The 14,623-nt window shown below is 69.3% G+C and carries 9 protein-coding genes; 6 read left to right on the top strand and 3 right to left on the bottom strand.

The features are described from left to right. Nucleotides 1-77 precede the first annotated feature (77 nt). Complete coding sequence (locus AC16DP_RS33340; protein ID WP_329727837.1) at nucleotides 78-3,494, top strand: tetratricopeptide repeat protein; 3,417 nt, start codon at nucleotides 78-80, stop codon at nucleotides 3,492-3,494. A gap of 40 nt (nucleotides 3,495-3,534) precedes the next feature. Here AC16DP_RS33340 and AC16DP_RS33335 read toward each other — a convergent pair whose 3' ends face one another. Together AC16DP_RS33335 and AC16DP_RS33330 are read right to left on the bottom strand one after the other, a co-directional pair. Next, the gene (locus AC16DP_RS33335; RefSeq protein WP_329727836.1) at nucleotides 3,535-4,869 is read right to left on the bottom strand and encodes an amidohydrolase; all 1,335 of its coding nucleotides are present in this window, start codon (nucleotides 4,867-4,869) and stop codon (nucleotides 3,535-3,537) included. A gap of 94 nt (nucleotides 4,870-4,963) precedes the next feature. Next, a complete protein-coding gene (locus AC16DP_RS33330; RefSeq protein ID WP_414640697.1) occupies nucleotides 4,964-5,548 on the bottom strand; it encodes an imm11 family protein in 585 nt (194 codons plus the stop codon). A 186-nt stretch (nucleotides 5,549-5,734) separates the two neighbouring features. On the opposite strand from AC16DP_RS33330, the gene AC16DP_RS33325 reads away from it, so the two are divergent. After that, nucleotides 5,735-8,149 carry a protein kinase domain-containing protein gene (locus AC16DP_RS33325; protein ID WP_329727834.1) on the top strand — a complete coding sequence of 805 codons (2,415 nt, stop codon included), beginning with the start codon at nucleotides 5,735-5,737 and terminating at the stop codon, nucleotides 8,147-8,149. 6 nt (nucleotides 8,150-8,155) lie between these two features. On the opposite strand, the gene AC16DP_RS33320 is transcribed toward AC16DP_RS33325, so the two are convergent. Continuing rightward, complete coding sequence (locus AC16DP_RS33320; protein ID WP_329727833.1) at nucleotides 8,156-9,208, bottom strand: PrsW family intramembrane metalloprotease; 1,053 nt, start codon at nucleotides 9,206-9,208, stop codon at nucleotides 8,156-8,158. A gap of 185 nt (nucleotides 9,209-9,393) precedes the next feature. Here AC16DP_RS33320 and AC16DP_RS33315 point away from each other — a divergent pair, with 185 nt between their 5' ends. From AC16DP_RS33315 to AC16DP_RS33300, 4 genes are all read left to right on the top strand, one after another. Beyond that, nucleotides 9,394-10,005, top strand: coding sequence for a TIGR02265 family protein (locus tag AC16DP_RS33315; RefSeq protein WP_329727832.1), 612 nt, complete (start codon nucleotides 9,394-9,396; stop codon nucleotides 10,003-10,005). Between the two features lie 50 nt (nucleotides 10,006-10,055). After that, a complete protein-coding gene (locus tag AC16DP_RS33310) occupies nucleotides 10,056-10,709 on the top strand; it encodes a hypothetical protein (RefSeq protein WP_329727831.1) in 654 nt (217 codons plus the stop codon). Continuing rightward, the gene (locus AC16DP_RS33305; protein ID WP_329727830.1) at nucleotides 10,706-11,563 is read left to right on the top strand and encodes an alpha/beta hydrolase; all 858 of its coding nucleotides are present in this window, start codon (nucleotides 10,706-10,708) and stop codon (nucleotides 11,561-11,563) included. Before AC16DP_RS33310 ends, AC16DP_RS33305 begins: the two co-directional genes overlap by 4 nt. Before the next feature lie 220 nt (nucleotides 11,564-11,783). Continuing rightward, nucleotides 11,784-14,555 (top strand): Kelch repeat-containing protein, encoded by a 2,772-nt coding sequence (locus tag AC16DP_RS33300; protein WP_329727829.1) that lies wholly within the window; start codon nucleotides 11,784-11,786, stop codon nucleotides 14,553-14,555. Nucleotides 14,556-14,623: the final 68 nt, after the last annotated feature.

The raw sequence follows: 14,623 nt of genomic DNA, 5'->3' as shown, positions 1-14,623 counted from the left end.
GCTCCACTTGTTGTGACGCACGCGGTCTCGCTACGCTCCATGCGTATCTGCGAGGGGGTCGTGTGCGCCGGGCGGACGTGTTGATCCTGACCGCGTTGACGCTGGAGTACCAGGCGGTGCTTCAGGTGGGCTCCAGTGACGCGGATGGACTTCGGTGGAGGGAAGAGACGGGTCCCACGGGTCTTCCGGTGGCGCTCCGTGGTTTTTCCGGCAAGGGCGGACGGCCGCTCCGTGTCGGGGTTGCTCAGGCGGGGGACATGGGCGCCGTCGCGGCGACGAATACGTTGCTGCGCCTGGTGGAAGTCTACCGTCCACGATGCATCGCGATGTGTGGCGTGTGCGCGGGACATCCCGGCAAGACTCGGCTGGGTGATGTGATCGCCGCGGAGCGGTTGTTCTCCCACGACACCGGCAAGCAGCTCCCCGAGCGCGTGCAGCAGGATCTCAAGACCTACAATCTTCGCGACGATTGGAAGATCGCGCTCGAGCACTTGGATTTCGCCGCGCGCTTTCGGTCGGAGGTGTGGTGGAAGAGCCGGCCTGTACCCTACGAGTGGCAGGAGAACTGGGTGCTCGCGAAGCTGCGAGAGGGGGTTGAGGACCCCGCATCACTTCCCGAGCGCATCGAGCGTTGCCCGCAGTGGGAAAAGGTCATCGAGGCGCTCTGGGCTTCTGGCCATGTGGAGGACGGCACACTCACGCTCACGGGCGAGGGGCGCAAGCGCATCAATCGGCTCCTGATCAAGCACGGCAACAGTCTCCCTGACACGTCCCCCTCGGGTGCACTGCTGCCCTTCAAGGTCCATGTCGCACCCATGGGCAGCGGTAGCCAGGTCGTCGAGGACGAGGCGGTTTGGGGCACCCTCTCCGAGTCCATGCGCAAGACGCTGGGCCTGGAGATGGAAGCCGCGGCCATCGGTGCGCTGGCTCACGCCCAGCGGGATTGGAAGCTCGACACGCTGGTGATGAAGGGGGTGATGGACTTCGCCAACCCTGGGCGCGACGACCACTTCAAGGAGTTCGCCGCCCGGGCTTCGGCCGAGTGTCTGTTGGCGTTCCTTCGCGAGAACCTCGACGTGGAGGTGGTGCCTGGCGTTGACGATATCCTGGTGCCGGGAACCGAGAGCGCATTGCCGGAGAATCCGCCCCCCTCCATGCTCCTCAATGCTCGCTACGAGGTGGTTCCCTTCCGCGAGCGGGGAAGAGAGGAGATCCTCTCGGAGCTCGAGCGCTGGTGCGACGAAGGACCGCCCGTCGCGGTGCGGTTGCTCCACGCCGAGGGCGGTGTGGGCAAGACGCGGCTCGCGATGGAGTGGATACGCCGCCGGAGGGCCATGCGGTGGAGCGCTGGCTTCCTGCCGAAGGGTGTTCCAATCGACTGGTTCGAGCGGTTGTGGTCGCTCGAACAGCCGGTGTTGGTGGTGATCGATTACGCGGAGAGCTTTTCCGAGTTGCGTGAGCTGCTCTTGCGCGTTCTTCGCTACTCGAAGCAGGAAGGCATGGGAGCACTCCGCCGGATGCGGTTCTTGCTCCTGGCCCGTAACAAGGGCGATTGGTGGACGGACCTGCGCAATGCCGACACGTCCTTGATGGCACTGCTCGATGCGACGCCGCCGTGTGAATTGCCAGCACTGGCCATGACGCCGGCTGAGTACGAGGGGGTGTTCCACGAAGCCGCGGAGCGGTTCGCCACGAAGCGAGGCAAGGTGTATGCGAAGCACACGCCGGTCGCGCTCTCAACACGCGACGAGCGCTTCAAGCGGGTGCTCTACCTGCACATGGCCGCGCTTGCCACGGTGGAGGGGCTCCGATTCGAGGCGAACACGTTGATGGGAGTGATCCTCGACCATGAGGAGCGCTTCTGGCAGGTACGCGCCCGGCAAGAGGGTGTATCGGTTTCACTCCAGCGTTCCTTGGCTCGCCAGATGGTTGCCGCAGCCACGCTTCGCGGGGGATTGGCGGACGCTTCCGCTGCAACGGCGGTCGCCAGGCGGCTTCTCGGTCATGGCCTTTCCACGAATGAAAGGGAACTGCTCCTCCTGCTTCAGAGGATCTACCAGCAGCGCATCGACACGGCTCCCATGTTCCTTCCTGCCTTGGAGCCGGATCTCCTGGGCGAGGGGATGGTTCTCCGAGTTGCTTCGCCGGAGCTTCAGGGTGAACGTCCTCCAGACGATTGGATCGACCGGGTCTTTCCTCCGGACGAGGAGTCCCAGGGGGTCCGCACGGGTTTTGACGTGCTGGGCCGAGTCTCCGCCGTTAGCGCCGATGTCGCTCGGCCATGGCTCGAGCGGCTGCTTGCGGGTCCGCTACAGCCTCGTGCGCTCCTTGCACTGGAATCCGCGAAGGCTGTTGGCCGGCGTACGGCCTTGTCCGTTATCGGCGACGTATTGGCCGACCGGCTCGAGCGAAAAGGCGACGTGGCGTTGGCCCTCGAGATGGAGGGAGCTGGTATCCCCGCGTCCACGGTTTCACTGCGGAGGGTCGCCGAGTGGGCGACCCGAACGCTCTTGCGTGCTCTACCGGTTTCGGAGGAGCAGGAGGTTCTCGTCGAGAGAGCACGGCTTCTCAACAACCTGGGCAACAGGTTGAGCGAGCTGGGACGAAGGGAGGAGGCGCTGGAGGCGGCGAGCGAGGCGGTGGGCGTCTACCAGGTCCTGGCGGAGCGCGACCCGGACGCCTTCCGGCCCGACCTCGCGATGAGCCTCAACAACCTGGGCTGCAGGTTGGGCGAGCTGGGAAGAAGGGAGGAGGCGCTGGAGGCGACGAGCGAGGTGGTGGGCGTCTACCGAGTCCTGGCGGAGCGCGACCCGGAGGCATTCCGGCCCTACCTCGCTGGATGCCTCAACAACCTGGGCGGCAGGGTGAGCGAGTTGGGAGGAAGGGAGGAGGCGCTGGAGGCGGTGAGCGAGGCGGTGGAATTGCGGCGAGCCCTGGCGGAGCGCGACCCGGACGCCTTCCGGCCCGACTTCGCGATGAGCCTCAACAACCTGGGCGGCATATTGAGCGGGCTGGGACGAAGGGAGGAGGCGCTGGAGGCGGCGAGCGAGGCGGTGGGCGTCCACCGGGTCCTGGCGGAGCGCAACCCGGACGCCTTCCGGCCCGACCTCGCGATGAGCCTCAACAACCTGGGCATCAGGTTGATCGAGCTGGGACGAAGGGAGGAGGCGCTGGAGGCGGCGAGCGAGGCGGTGGAACTGCGGAGAGCCCTGGCGGAGCGCAACCCGGACGCCTTCCGGCCCGACCTCGCTGGAAGCCTCAACAACCTGGGGACCATGTTGAGCGAGCTGGGACGAAGGCAGGAGGCGCTGGAGGCGATGAGCGAGGCCCTTGATATTCTCTGGCCCTTGTTCGAGAGAATTCCGGCTGCTTTCGCGCGGACCATGGGAATCATGCTTCGCCAGGCGCTATCGCTCCACGAATCCCTTCAACGACCGCCTTCTTCCACGCTTCAGGAGCGCATTGTCGCCTTCACGCGCCTCATGAGCTCGTGACTCGACTGTCGCGGTTCGTCGAGGCCGAGGGCAAGACGTCTCACGGTTTGTAACTCTGAATCCGTGACTCGGGCACGCGTCTGGCCAGGCGCTCCATGGTGCCGGCCACCTCGTTGAGGATGCGCTCCTTGTCGAGCGTGAGGTGGCGGCGCTCCCTCATGAGGACGCGGCCCTCCACCATGACGGTGTGCACGTCGCTGGCTCGCGCGCTGTACACCAGTCCGGCCGCGAGGTTGTGGGGCGGCTGCCAGTGCGCACCCCTCGTGTCCACGAGGATGAGGTCCGCCTGGTAGCCGGGCGCGAGCGTGCCAATCCGCTCTCCCAGCCCCAACACCGCCGCGCTGCCCCGCGTCGCGATGTCGAGCGCCTCGGGAATGGGCAGCACCTCGGGGTCCATCGCCTCGTGCTTCTGCATCATCGTCATGAGGCGCAGGCTCTCGAAGACATCGAGCGTGTTGTTGCTTACCGCGCCATCCGTCGCCAGGCCCACCGCGATTCCGGCCTTGCGCAAGGCCCGGATGGGCGTCATTCCCATCGCCAGCTTGAGATACGTCTTCGGCGCGTGGGCAATCCCCACGCTCGCACGGTGTTTCTCCAGCAGTTCAATGTCCTGGGGCAGCAGGCCACAGCCATGGGCGATGAGCGTGGGCACGCCGAGCACCCCAGTGTCCTTGAGCACCTGGATGGGCGTCAGGCCCCGCTTCTCCAGGCTGGCGTTCGTCTGGTTCATCTCCTCGGCGGCGTGAATGTGGATGCCAATGCCGAGCCGGTGGGCGTGTCCGGCGGAGGCCCGCAGGAAGCCGTCATCGCAGGTGTAGGGCGCGTGCGGCGCCATGCAGGTGGTGATGCGGCCCCCCGCGCCACCCCTCCAGCGCTCGGCGAAGGCGGCGGTCTCCGCGAGCACCTTGAACCCATTGCTGCCGAACACCGCCCAGCCCAGGTGCGCCCGGGTGCCGGCCTCCTCCACCGCCTGGGCCACCCGGTCCATGTGGAAGTAGTGGTCCGCCACCGTGGTGACGCCCCCTTCGATCATCTCCAGCAGGCCCAGCTGCGCGCCCCAGTAGACGTCCGCCTCGGTGAGGTTGCTCTCCAGGGGCCAGATGAACTCGTTGAACCAGCGCTCGATGGGGACGTCCTCGGCCAGGCCGCGGAAGAGCACCATGGGCACGTGGGCGTGGGTGTTGATGAGCCCGGGCATGGCGAGCATCCGCTGCCCCTCGAGCACCGTGACTCCCGGCTCCAGGGGTCCACCGGTGGGACGGATCTCCGCGATGCGCCCGCCGCGCACCAGGATGTCCTGGTTACGGGCGATGGTGAGCGCGCCGCTGGCGTCCGGGACGAGCGCGTGACAATCGCGGATGCAGGTGTCCGTCATCGAGGGCCTCTTCGGGGTGAGTGAGCACCGAGTATGCACGCTCGTTCAGGTGGCTGGTGCATGAACCTGCTCCTGCCGATGGGTTTTGGGATGCTCAGGACACCTCGATGAACTCCGTGCCCGTGACGCCTTCATGCTCCAGGGCCTCTTTGATGTCCTCCGAGACGATGAGCATGGGCCAGCCCCAGATGCGGAAGAGGCGGGCACCTCCGACCTTTGCCGGGTCGATTCGAAGGCCGTCCACGACCCGGTACTCACCGACCCTGTCGGGTCTTCCATCCTCGGGTCTCCAACGGGTGACCCGCTCGCATCTGGCCTCGTCGATGCATGGGATGAGCCGGGTTGGATTCAACACGAAGTAGGGCTCGGGCCGTGACTCGACCTCGGCCACGAGGAACTGGACCTCTGGCACGTACAGGCGCTCGAGGAGTGTCTTGACCCGCTCGTGGATGACGGGGATGGCGAAGCCTGCCTCGGTGAAATCGAGGGGGTTGCCTGGAACGCTCATCCGGAAGAGGAGTCTTCCCTGTACGTTCAAGGTTCGCCCGGCATCGAACTGCCAGGGGTCAATTTTGGCTCCCTTCGCATCCACCGGGTTTTTCAGGTGCCAGCGTTCGGGCACGGATTTGTCATCGACGAGCCTGAAGTACCGTGTCATTGCCCTTGCTCTCGGCCGCACCGTGGGAGGCCTCTCCAGGCATTCGTCTCATCGGGCTTTTGATGCTCCTCACAAGTCGCGGATGGTCACGGGTCCGAGTGTATGCACACCCCGCGAGGCCGCTGGGGGATCCCTCCCTGGGTAGACCGGGTTTTGTACCCGGCGTGAATGGCGGGCAGAGGGGCCCCGGGTTAGATTGCGGCCGCCGTGCCCGAGAACTCCGCGCCCCCCGATTCCGCCCTCGATGGGGGCGACAACACCGTCATCCGCCCCGCGGCCTCCTCCCCCCAGGAGCCCCCCTCCGGGCCGCTCTTCGCCGGGCGCTATGCCCTCGTGCGCATGCTCGGCCGGGGAGGCATGGGCACGGTGTACCAGGCCCGCGACAGCCTCGTGGGCGACGTGGTGGCCCTCAAGACGCTGGAGCTCGGCAAGGACGCCGGCCCGGACGCCCTCGAGCGCTTCACCCGCGAGGTCCGCCTCGCCCGCCGCATCACCCACCCCCACGTGGCGCGCATGCACGACCTGGGCACCCACGAGGGCCAGGCCTTCCTCACCATGGAATTCGTCGAGGGCGAGGACCTGCGCGCGCTGCTCGCCCGGGAGCGTCCGCTGGCCGCCTCCCGTGCCGCCCGCTTCGCCCTGGCCATCTGCGAGGGACTGGCCGCGGCCCATGCCGCCGGGGTGGTGCACCGCGACCTCAAGCCGGCCAACATCCTCATCGAGTCCGGCGGCCGCGTCGTCCTCACCGACTTCGGCATTGCCCGGGCGGTGGCGGGAGAGGCCGCCTCGCGCACCATGGGCACCGTGGGCACGCCCATGTACATGGCGCCGGAGCAGGTGTCCGGCGAGCCCGTGGACGCGCGCGCGGACCTCTACGCGGTGGGGCTGCTGCTGTACGAGCTGCTCACCGGCGAGGTGCCCTTCTCCGGCGACACCCCGTGGGCCGCCGCCATGGCCCGCCTGCGCCAGGCCCCTCCGGACCTGCGGCAGCGCGCCACCCTCCCCCCGCCCCTCGCCGAGCTGGTGCACCGTTGCCTCGGCCGTGCTCCCGAGGATCGGCCGTCGAGCGCGCTCGAGGTGGCCGGGGCGCTGCGGGACTGGCTCGTCAGCGTGGGGGAGCCCACCCTGTCGGGTCCGCCCACCCCGGGGCCGGTGACGGGGGGACACACCCCCGCGCCCCTCACCTCGACGTCCGCCACGCGCCACACGCTCCGGACCACCACCCCGGTGCCCAAGCAGGGCGTGGCCATCCTCCCCCTGCGCTTCCAGGGTCCTCGGGATTCCGAGTTCCTGGGCGACTCGCTCACCGAGGCCCTCATCGATCAGCTGTCCCGGGTGCGCGGGCTGCGCGTGCCCGGCACCGGGGTGACGGCGCGCTTCCGCAGCGAGCGTGACCCGCGGACCGTGGGGCGCGAGCTCGGGGTGGAGCTGGTGGTGGAGGGGACGGTGCAGAGCGCGGGTCCCTCGGTGCGCGTCTCCGTCCGGCTGCTGGAGGCGCAGTCCGGCACCCAGGTCTGGAGTGGCCGGTTCGAGTTCGCCTCCACCGACGCCTTCGAGCTGCAGGACCGGCTGGTGCCGCGCATCGCCGAGGAGCTGCGGTGCGAGGCGGTCCTCTCGGCCTGGCGCACCAGCACTCCGGGCGAGGCCGTGGCGCTGTACCGTCAGGCGGATTCCCTGCTCCACGGGGCCTTCCGGGGAGGCCATGACGGAGGCCCCCTGACGATGCTCGACTCGTGCCTGGAGCTGGCGCCGGACTTCCTGCCGGCCGTGGCGCTCCATGCCATCGCGAGCCTGCGGGTGATGTTCATGGGCATGAAGGATGCCCAGAGGGATTCCGCCGCGCTCGCACGGGCCAGCGTGGACCGGGCCCTGCGGCTGGCGCCGGAGCAGGCCGAGACGCATCTGGCCCGGGCGATGCTCGCCGCCCAGTCGGATGACTGGCGCACGGCGGTGATGTCCGTGCGCACGGCCCTGGACATCGCGCCCTGCCATGCCCCCACGGTGCAGTACCTGGGCAGCCTCCAGTGCGAGGCGGGCCGCGCGGACGAGGGGCTCGTGCGGCTGCGTCTGGCCCATGACTTGTCGCCCACGCTGGTGTCGTCGCTGTTCGAGCTCGCCCGTTGCAGCGCGCTGCGCGGACAGATGGAGGACTACCGGTGGGCGCTGGAGCGGCTGACCGCGTCGCCGCTCCACCGGACCGCGGCGGAGGCGCTGCGCGTGCGCGTCGCCGGGTGGACCCGGAACGTGGAGGAGCTGCGGCGCAGCAAGGCCGAGACCGCCGCGGATCCGGACTCCATCTTCACCATGGTGGGCCGCTACGCCAGCGCGGTGCTGGGCGAGGTGGATGCGCTCGAGCTGCTCCCCATGTTCGACGAGGCGCTCTCCCAGACGACCAGCCGGCGGTTCGCCTCCCTGTTGTGCCAGCTCACCGCCGAGGTCATGGGCCTCTGTGGTCAGCCGGAGGTGGGGCTGAAGTACTTCCGGCGGGCCGCGGAGACGTCGCTCATCGACCTGGAGTGGATCGACCGCTGCCCGGCGCTCGCGTCCCTCCGGCCGTTGCCGGGTTTCGCCGAGGGGCGGCGCCTGGTGCGCGCCCGCGTCGAGGCCATCTGGCACGCGTGAGCCGCCTCACGCCGGCCCCGTCTCGAACGGGCCGCGCAGTCCCGAGCGGAAGAGGAGCAGGAAGAGCACGGTGGGGAGGGCGCAGATGACCACCACCGGCACCGCGACCTCGCCGCCCACCGGCTCGCCGAGGAGGAGGGCGGCGACGAACAGCCATGCCAGCCCGCAGGCGCTCAAGCCGATGCCGCCCAGGCCCAGCTTGAGCCAGGAGAAGAAGGTGCGCTGGGGCTCGCGAGGCGGACGGGTGGACAGCCGCACCTGCGCCACGCCCAGCTCCGCGGAGAGGGGGGTGGGGCCCAGGCCTCCCACGGCCAGGGGGGCGGGCTCCTCCGCCAGCAACGGCTCCTCCACCGCGAACCGCCGGGTCACCAGCGAGGTGCCCAGGAGGATCTGCTCCCGCTGCAGCCCCTTGTAGAGGCCCCGGCCCCAGCCCACCGACGTCAGCAGCGCCGGCAGCGCGAGCAGGGCGAAGCCCGTCTCCGTCATCAGGAAGGCGTCATAGGCGCCGTGCAGGAGGATGGCCCACCCCAGTCCGGCCGCCAGCAGGCCGAAGCGCTGGGCCCCGTCCGCGGCGAACCGCGCCCGGCCCAGGAAGGCGCCCATGATGACGCCGGTGAAGGCATGTTGTGGCACGGCGGTGAGGGCGCGCAGCATCGCCACGCCCAGGCCCCCGTCTCCCACGTAGAGGATGTTCTCCAGCGTGGCGAAACCGAGGGACGCGGTGGCGCCGTACACCACGCCGTCCAGCGGCTCGTCGAAGGCGGGCTCGTTCCACACGTACCGGCGCAGCACCAGGTACTTGAAGAGCTCCTCGGGGATGGCCGCGCCGAGGAAGGCCCGCACCAGCGCGGTGCTCCACGCGCCCGTCTCCCACTCCCGGCCCAACGACTCCAGCCACATGGCCACCGGCACCACCGGCGCGCAGATGGCCGCCCCCAGCAGGAAGGTCTTGAGCAGGAGCCCTCGCGGCTCCGGATTCCTGTCCCGGGCGTAGATGTACCAGAGCAACAGCAGGGAGGGGACGACCGCCGAGCCTCCCAGCATGAGCAGCGTGGACATGGCCCCACCGTAACAGAGCCTCCCGGGCCACCGCACCGGACGCTCTCCGGGCGTGAGGCCCTTTTCCCAGGGTGCGCGAGCCCTCGAGGAATCCCTCCGGGGCGTTTGCTTCCCCTACCTTCGCCCGCCGTACCGGGTTACCCTGATGGCCCTCACCTCGCCCACCCGGTGCCGGAAGGGAGTTCATGGACACGCCTGTCACCGCTCTGCCTTTTCAGTTCGGTACAGACGAGGAGCTGAAGTGGCGCCTGTCGCTGGTGTCTCCGGACGACCTCATGCGGGGGCTCTTCCACAACAGCCTGTTGGGCATGGTGCGGCGGCTGGAGGGGGACGAGGCGGTCAAGCAGTGTCTGGAGGTGTGTGGCGAGGCGCGCTTCCTGGACTTCTTCAACTACGCCCACCCCACGTACATCAAGCTGCTCTACGCGTCGGCCCGGCGGTTGAGTGCGCGGTTCGGCGGTTTCGAGCGGGCCATGTGGGAGATTGGTTTCGAGGGAGGGAAGTCCTTCTATGCGTCCGCGGCGGGCAAGGTGCTCATCCTGATGGCGCAGGGGGACCCGAGGCGGCTGCTGAGCAACATCCCCACGGGCATGCAGACGGCGTCCAAGCACGTGGAGCTCAAGGTGACGCTGACGGGGCCCCGCAGCGGCATCATCGTCAAGCACGAGGTGCTGCCCCGGCAGCACACCGAGGGCGGGCTGCAGGCCATGTGCGAGGTGGCGAAGGTGAAGGGCGCCAAGGTGAGCTCTCGCCCGCTGAGCCCGACCGAGAACGAGTACGAGGTGACGTGGGACTGAGGGGGTGGGGGGCTGGGCAACCCGGCCCGACTTCCGCTATGGGGCGGGACGTGATGAGAACCGTCCTGTTGCTGCTGCCCGTCCTGCTCGCCACGGGGTGTGGGTTGACCACCCAGGTGCGCCCGGTGCCCCGCGGCGCCGTGCAGCTCGAGGGGGCCATTGGCGGACCCCTCGTGCGACTGGGGCCCGTGATTCCCGTGCCGCTGAGCACCGTGGGGGCCCGCTATGGCGTGGCCGAGCGCGCCGACGTGGCGGCCCATGTCCACCTGACCTCGCTCTCCTTTGGCGTGGCGGGCCTGGACGTGGGCGGCAGCTGGCTGGCGCTCGCGCAGGACGGCGCGGTGCCGGCCCTCTCCCTGGGGGGCCGCCTCTATGGCTTCACCAGTGTGCTGGCCTCGCGGCAGGCCCCCCCGCGCGCCTACCTCGAGGTGTCGCCCACCGTCAGCTACCTCCTGGGCGGGCGCTTCCTCTCCTATGCCTCGGCCACCGGCTTGGTGCAGCTGGCGGGCGGGCCGCCCCTGCTGTCTCTGGCCGTGGGCGAGGAGGTGCGGTTGGCCTCGTGGGGTGTGCAGCTGGAGATGCGCTGGTACCAGCCGGATTACGCCACCCGCTTCAACGCGGCCAACTGGCAGGGGGTGGGCGGCATGGGCGCACTGGGCGCCCTGCTGGGAGTGCGCTACCGCTTCGGAGGTGACGAGCCATGAGCCGCCGTCTGCTGGCAGTCGGGTTGTTGTGCGCCGGGGTGGGCGTGGGGGCCTGTTATGAGCTGGACCCCTTCCTCTACAGCCGCACGCGCGTGGACCAGTACACGCTGCCCGCCGAGGGCGAGACGCCCGAGGAGACGGTGTCTCCCGAACAGATAGAGCCGGTGGAGCTCGTGGTGGACGGCCAGGTCCGGCTGGGGGCCGCGTATGTGAAGGCCACGCAGCAGCCGCCCCGCGCCTACGTCCTCTATTTCCATGGCATCTGCTGCAATCTGAACCAACACATCTCCCGGCCCAAGGGCCTGGCCAACCTCGGCTACGACGTGCTCGTCTTCGACTACCGCGGCTGGGGTACCTCCACCGACCTGGAGCCCAGCGAGCCGGGTCTGCTCGAGGACAGCCGGGCGGCGCTCGCGTGGCTCTCCGCGCGGGCCGGCGTGCCGGCGGAGCGCATCGTCTATTACGGGCGCTCCTTCGGCACGGCGGTGGCCTCCCAGCTCGCCGTCCACGCGCCGCCCGCGGCGCTCATCCTCGAGTCTCCCTTCAGCTCCGTGCAGGGGTTGGTGCGCGACTCCAGCAACATGGACCTCCCCGGCGGCTTCTTCGCCAAGGGCTCCTGGGACACCGAGGGCCGGGTGGCCTCGCTCCAGGGCGTGCCCCTGTTGCTGCTGCACGGCACCGCGGACGACTTCATCCGCCCTGAATTTTCCCAGCACCTCTACTCCGTGGCCCACGAGCCCAAGCAGCTCGTCCTCGTGGAGGGCGCGGACCACGACACCGTCCCCCAGCGCATGGGGGTGGACTACGCACATACCTTGGGCGCCTTTCTGGAAGGCTCGCGCACCCAGCCCTGAACGGCACCCCACACTCCCGCATTCCAGCGCGTCATCAAGGCGATAGTCCGGTGCTCCCCGGATGGCACCTTGAAAGCCTGTTTTTATTATCCAGGCACTCCCGTTGGAAAAACACGTTTGCCCGTCTTGCCCTGGACGTCTGAGTTCAGGAGCGGGAGTGCTGGCCATTCGTCTGAGCAGAGGGGATGGGGTGTCAATGTATTCGTATTGCCATACGAGAATGGGGCGTGGCATCCGCAACCGGGTGCTGATGGCGTTGAGCGCGCTGTGGGTGGCGGCGTGCGGTGGCGAGCCGCCGCCGGAGTCGGAGAGCGCGAGCCCGCCCGTGACGCCCACGGTGGTGAGCACGCGGCCGCAAGGCGTGGGCAGTACGAACAAGGTGCTCATCCTGGCCAGCACGGTGACGTCGGGCATCAACAGCGTGGAGGCGGTGGCCGCGCGGAGCCTGGGTTACACGGTGGACGTCGTCTCCGACGCCGCGTGGGCCGCGAAGGGCTCGGCGGACTTCGCGGGCTATCGCGCCATCATCCTGGGAGATCCCACGTGCAGCAGCAGCCAGGCCCTCATCACCGCGGCGGTGAGCAGCCGCGGCACCTGGGGGCCGGTGGTGGACGGCAACGTCCTCATCATGGGCACGGACCCGGTGTTCCACGGCAAGGACCAGGTCACGAAGAACGCCATCCGGTTCGCCGCCGCGCAGGAAGGCAAGACGGGCGCCTATATCAACCTGAGCTGCTACTACCACGACACCAGGCCCGGGACGCCGGTGGCGGTGCTGGAGCCGTTCGGCGCCTTCACCGTGGCGGGCGTGGGCTGCTACGACGACGCCCATATCGTCGCCACGCATGAGGCCCTGTCGGGCATGACGGACGGCCTGCTCTCCAGCTGGGTCTGCTCGGTGCACGAGGCCTTCGACAGCTACCCGGCCGCCAACTTCACCCCGCTCGTCATCGCGAGGGATCCGGTGTACGGCTCGCGTCTGCCGGGCTCGAGGGACTTCGCGGACGGCTCGCGCGGTGTGCCCTACATCCTCGCCCGGGGGGCCGTCCCCGTGCGCTGCGGCGACGGCGTGGTGCAGTACCCCGAGGAGTGTGACACCGGCGAGCGCAACGGCGTGCCGGGCACGGCCTGCTCGTCCGTGTGCCGTCTGCACTGGTGCGGTGATGGCACGGTGGATCCAGGCGAGCAGTGCGACACCGGCGCGGCCAATGGCACCGGCGCGTGCAGTGCTTCCTGCCGCTCCGTGGCCGTCAGCCGTGCTCCGGTGGCGAAGTGCAAGGACCTGACCCTGACGGCCGGCAGCACCGTCTGTTCCGCCACGGGCTCCATCGATGACGGCTCGTATGACCCGGATGGAGACCTGGCGGGCTGCATCCAGACGCCGCTCGGCTTCGGACAGGGCGAGACCACCGCGACGCTCCGCTGCACGGACCTGACGGGCCTGGAGTCCTCCTGCACGTCGAAGGTGACCGTCGTCGACATCACGGCTCCGTCCATCTTCTGCCCGGAGAACGTGGTGGCCGAGTGCGTCGAGGGCGGGGCGAACGTGGATCCGGGCGTGGCGTCCGGAACCGACAACTGCGGCGGTGTGACGTATTCGCGCAGCCCGGGGGCCGGCAGCTTCCCGGTGGGCAGCACCACCGTGACGCACACGGGCCGGGACCCCTCCGGCAACGTCGCGACCTGCACCAGCCGCGTGAGGGTGACCGACACCCGGGCTCCCGAGGTGGCGGTGGTGGGCTATGACTCGGTGACGCTCGAGTGCGGCAAGCCCTACGTCGAGACGGGCGCGGCGGCCTTCGACAGCTGCGCCGGTGACTTGAGCCACACGGTGACGGTGTCCGGCTCCGTCAACATCCGCGTGCCGGGCACGTACACGCTCACCTATACGGCGAAGGACGCGGCCGGCAACGTGGGCACCGCCACCCGCACGGTCCGGGTCGTCCCGGGTGCCTCCGGCCTGTGCGAGGACCGGCATGGCGGGTGGATCCTCACGGGCAGCATGGCCCTGCCGAGGATGCTGCACACCGCCACGAAGCTGGACGATGGCCGGGTGCTGGTGGCCGGTGGCTTCAACACCACCTCGGAGCTGTATGACCCGGTGACGAAGACCTGGTCCGCCACGGGCAACACCCTGGGCGCGCACCGCGGTCACACCGCCACGAAGCTGCTGGATGGCCGGGTGCTCATCGCGGGCGGCGGCGTGTGCCCCATCACCAGCGCCACCGCCGAGGTGTACGTGCCGGACCTGGGCAGGTGGAAGCCCGCGGGCATCCTCAACACCCAGCGCTACCACCACACCGCCGTCCTGCTGCCCAATGGCAAGGTGCTCGTGGCCGGTGGCCGCGCCGGTGAGTTCGATGGCGACACGCTGGCCTCCGCCGAGCTGTATGACCCGGCCACCAATACCTGGTCCTATACCGGCAGCCTCAACACGGCCCGCGCCTTCCACACCATGACCCTGCTGCCCGGCGGCAAGGTGCTGGTGACGGGTGGCAGCGATGCCTCCGACGGCCTCATCACCTCCGCGGAGCTGTACGACCCGGCCACCGGCAGGTGGACCCCCGTGGCCTCCATGGGCACGGGCCGCTCCTCGCACACCGCCACCCTGCTGCCCGATGGCAAGGTGCTGGTCGCGGGTGGCTCGGGCCTGGACATCGCGCTGAGCGCGTCCGCCGAGCTGTATGACCCGGCCACCGACAGCTGGGCGGCCACGGGCAGCATGCTCTCGCCGCGCCGGTTCCACACCGCCACCCTGCTGCCGGATGGCCGCGTGCTGGTGGCCGGTGGTTACCACCCGTTCACCGGTATCCAGACGGCGTCGGATCTCTACGACCCGGCCACGGGCACGTGGAGCAAGACGGCCGTCATGAACGTGGACCGCTACAAGCACACCGCCACGTTGCTCGACAACGGCACGGTGCTCGCGGTGGGCGGCGTGAGCAACCACGACCAGGCGTCGGCCGAGTACTACGACCTGGACGAGCTGTAGAGGTGATGCAATCCCTGGTGTAGCGGGCTTTCATGCGGGGGGCGCGAGGCTTCCGGGAGATTCCCGGG

This window comes from Archangium sp. (assembly GCF_057119385.1).
This window is presented reverse-complemented; position numbering and strand designations above follow the sequence as displayed.

Excerpts from the sequence above, each read along its gene's own strand:
- AC16DP_RS33320 (WP_329727833.1), bottom strand. The coding sequence starts at position 9,208 with ATGTCCACGCTGCTCATGCTGGGAGGCTCGGCGGTCGTCCCCTCCCTG.
- AC16DP_RS33315 (WP_329727832.1), top strand. The coding sequence starts at position 9,394 with ATGGACACGCCTGTCACCGCTCTGCCTTTTCAGTTCGGTACAGACGAG.
- AC16DP_RS33305 (WP_329727830.1), top strand. The coding sequence starts at position 10,706 with ATGAGCCGCCGTCTGCTGGCAGTCGGGTTGTTGTGCGCCGGGGTGGGC.
- AC16DP_RS33335 (WP_329727836.1), bottom strand. The coding sequence starts at position 4,869 with ATGACGGACACCTGCATCCGCGATTGTCACGCGCTCGTCCCGGACGCC.
- AC16DP_RS33300 (WP_329727829.1), top strand. The coding sequence starts at position 11,784 with ATGGGGCGTGGCATCCGCAACCGGGTGCTGATGGCGTTGAGCGCGCTG.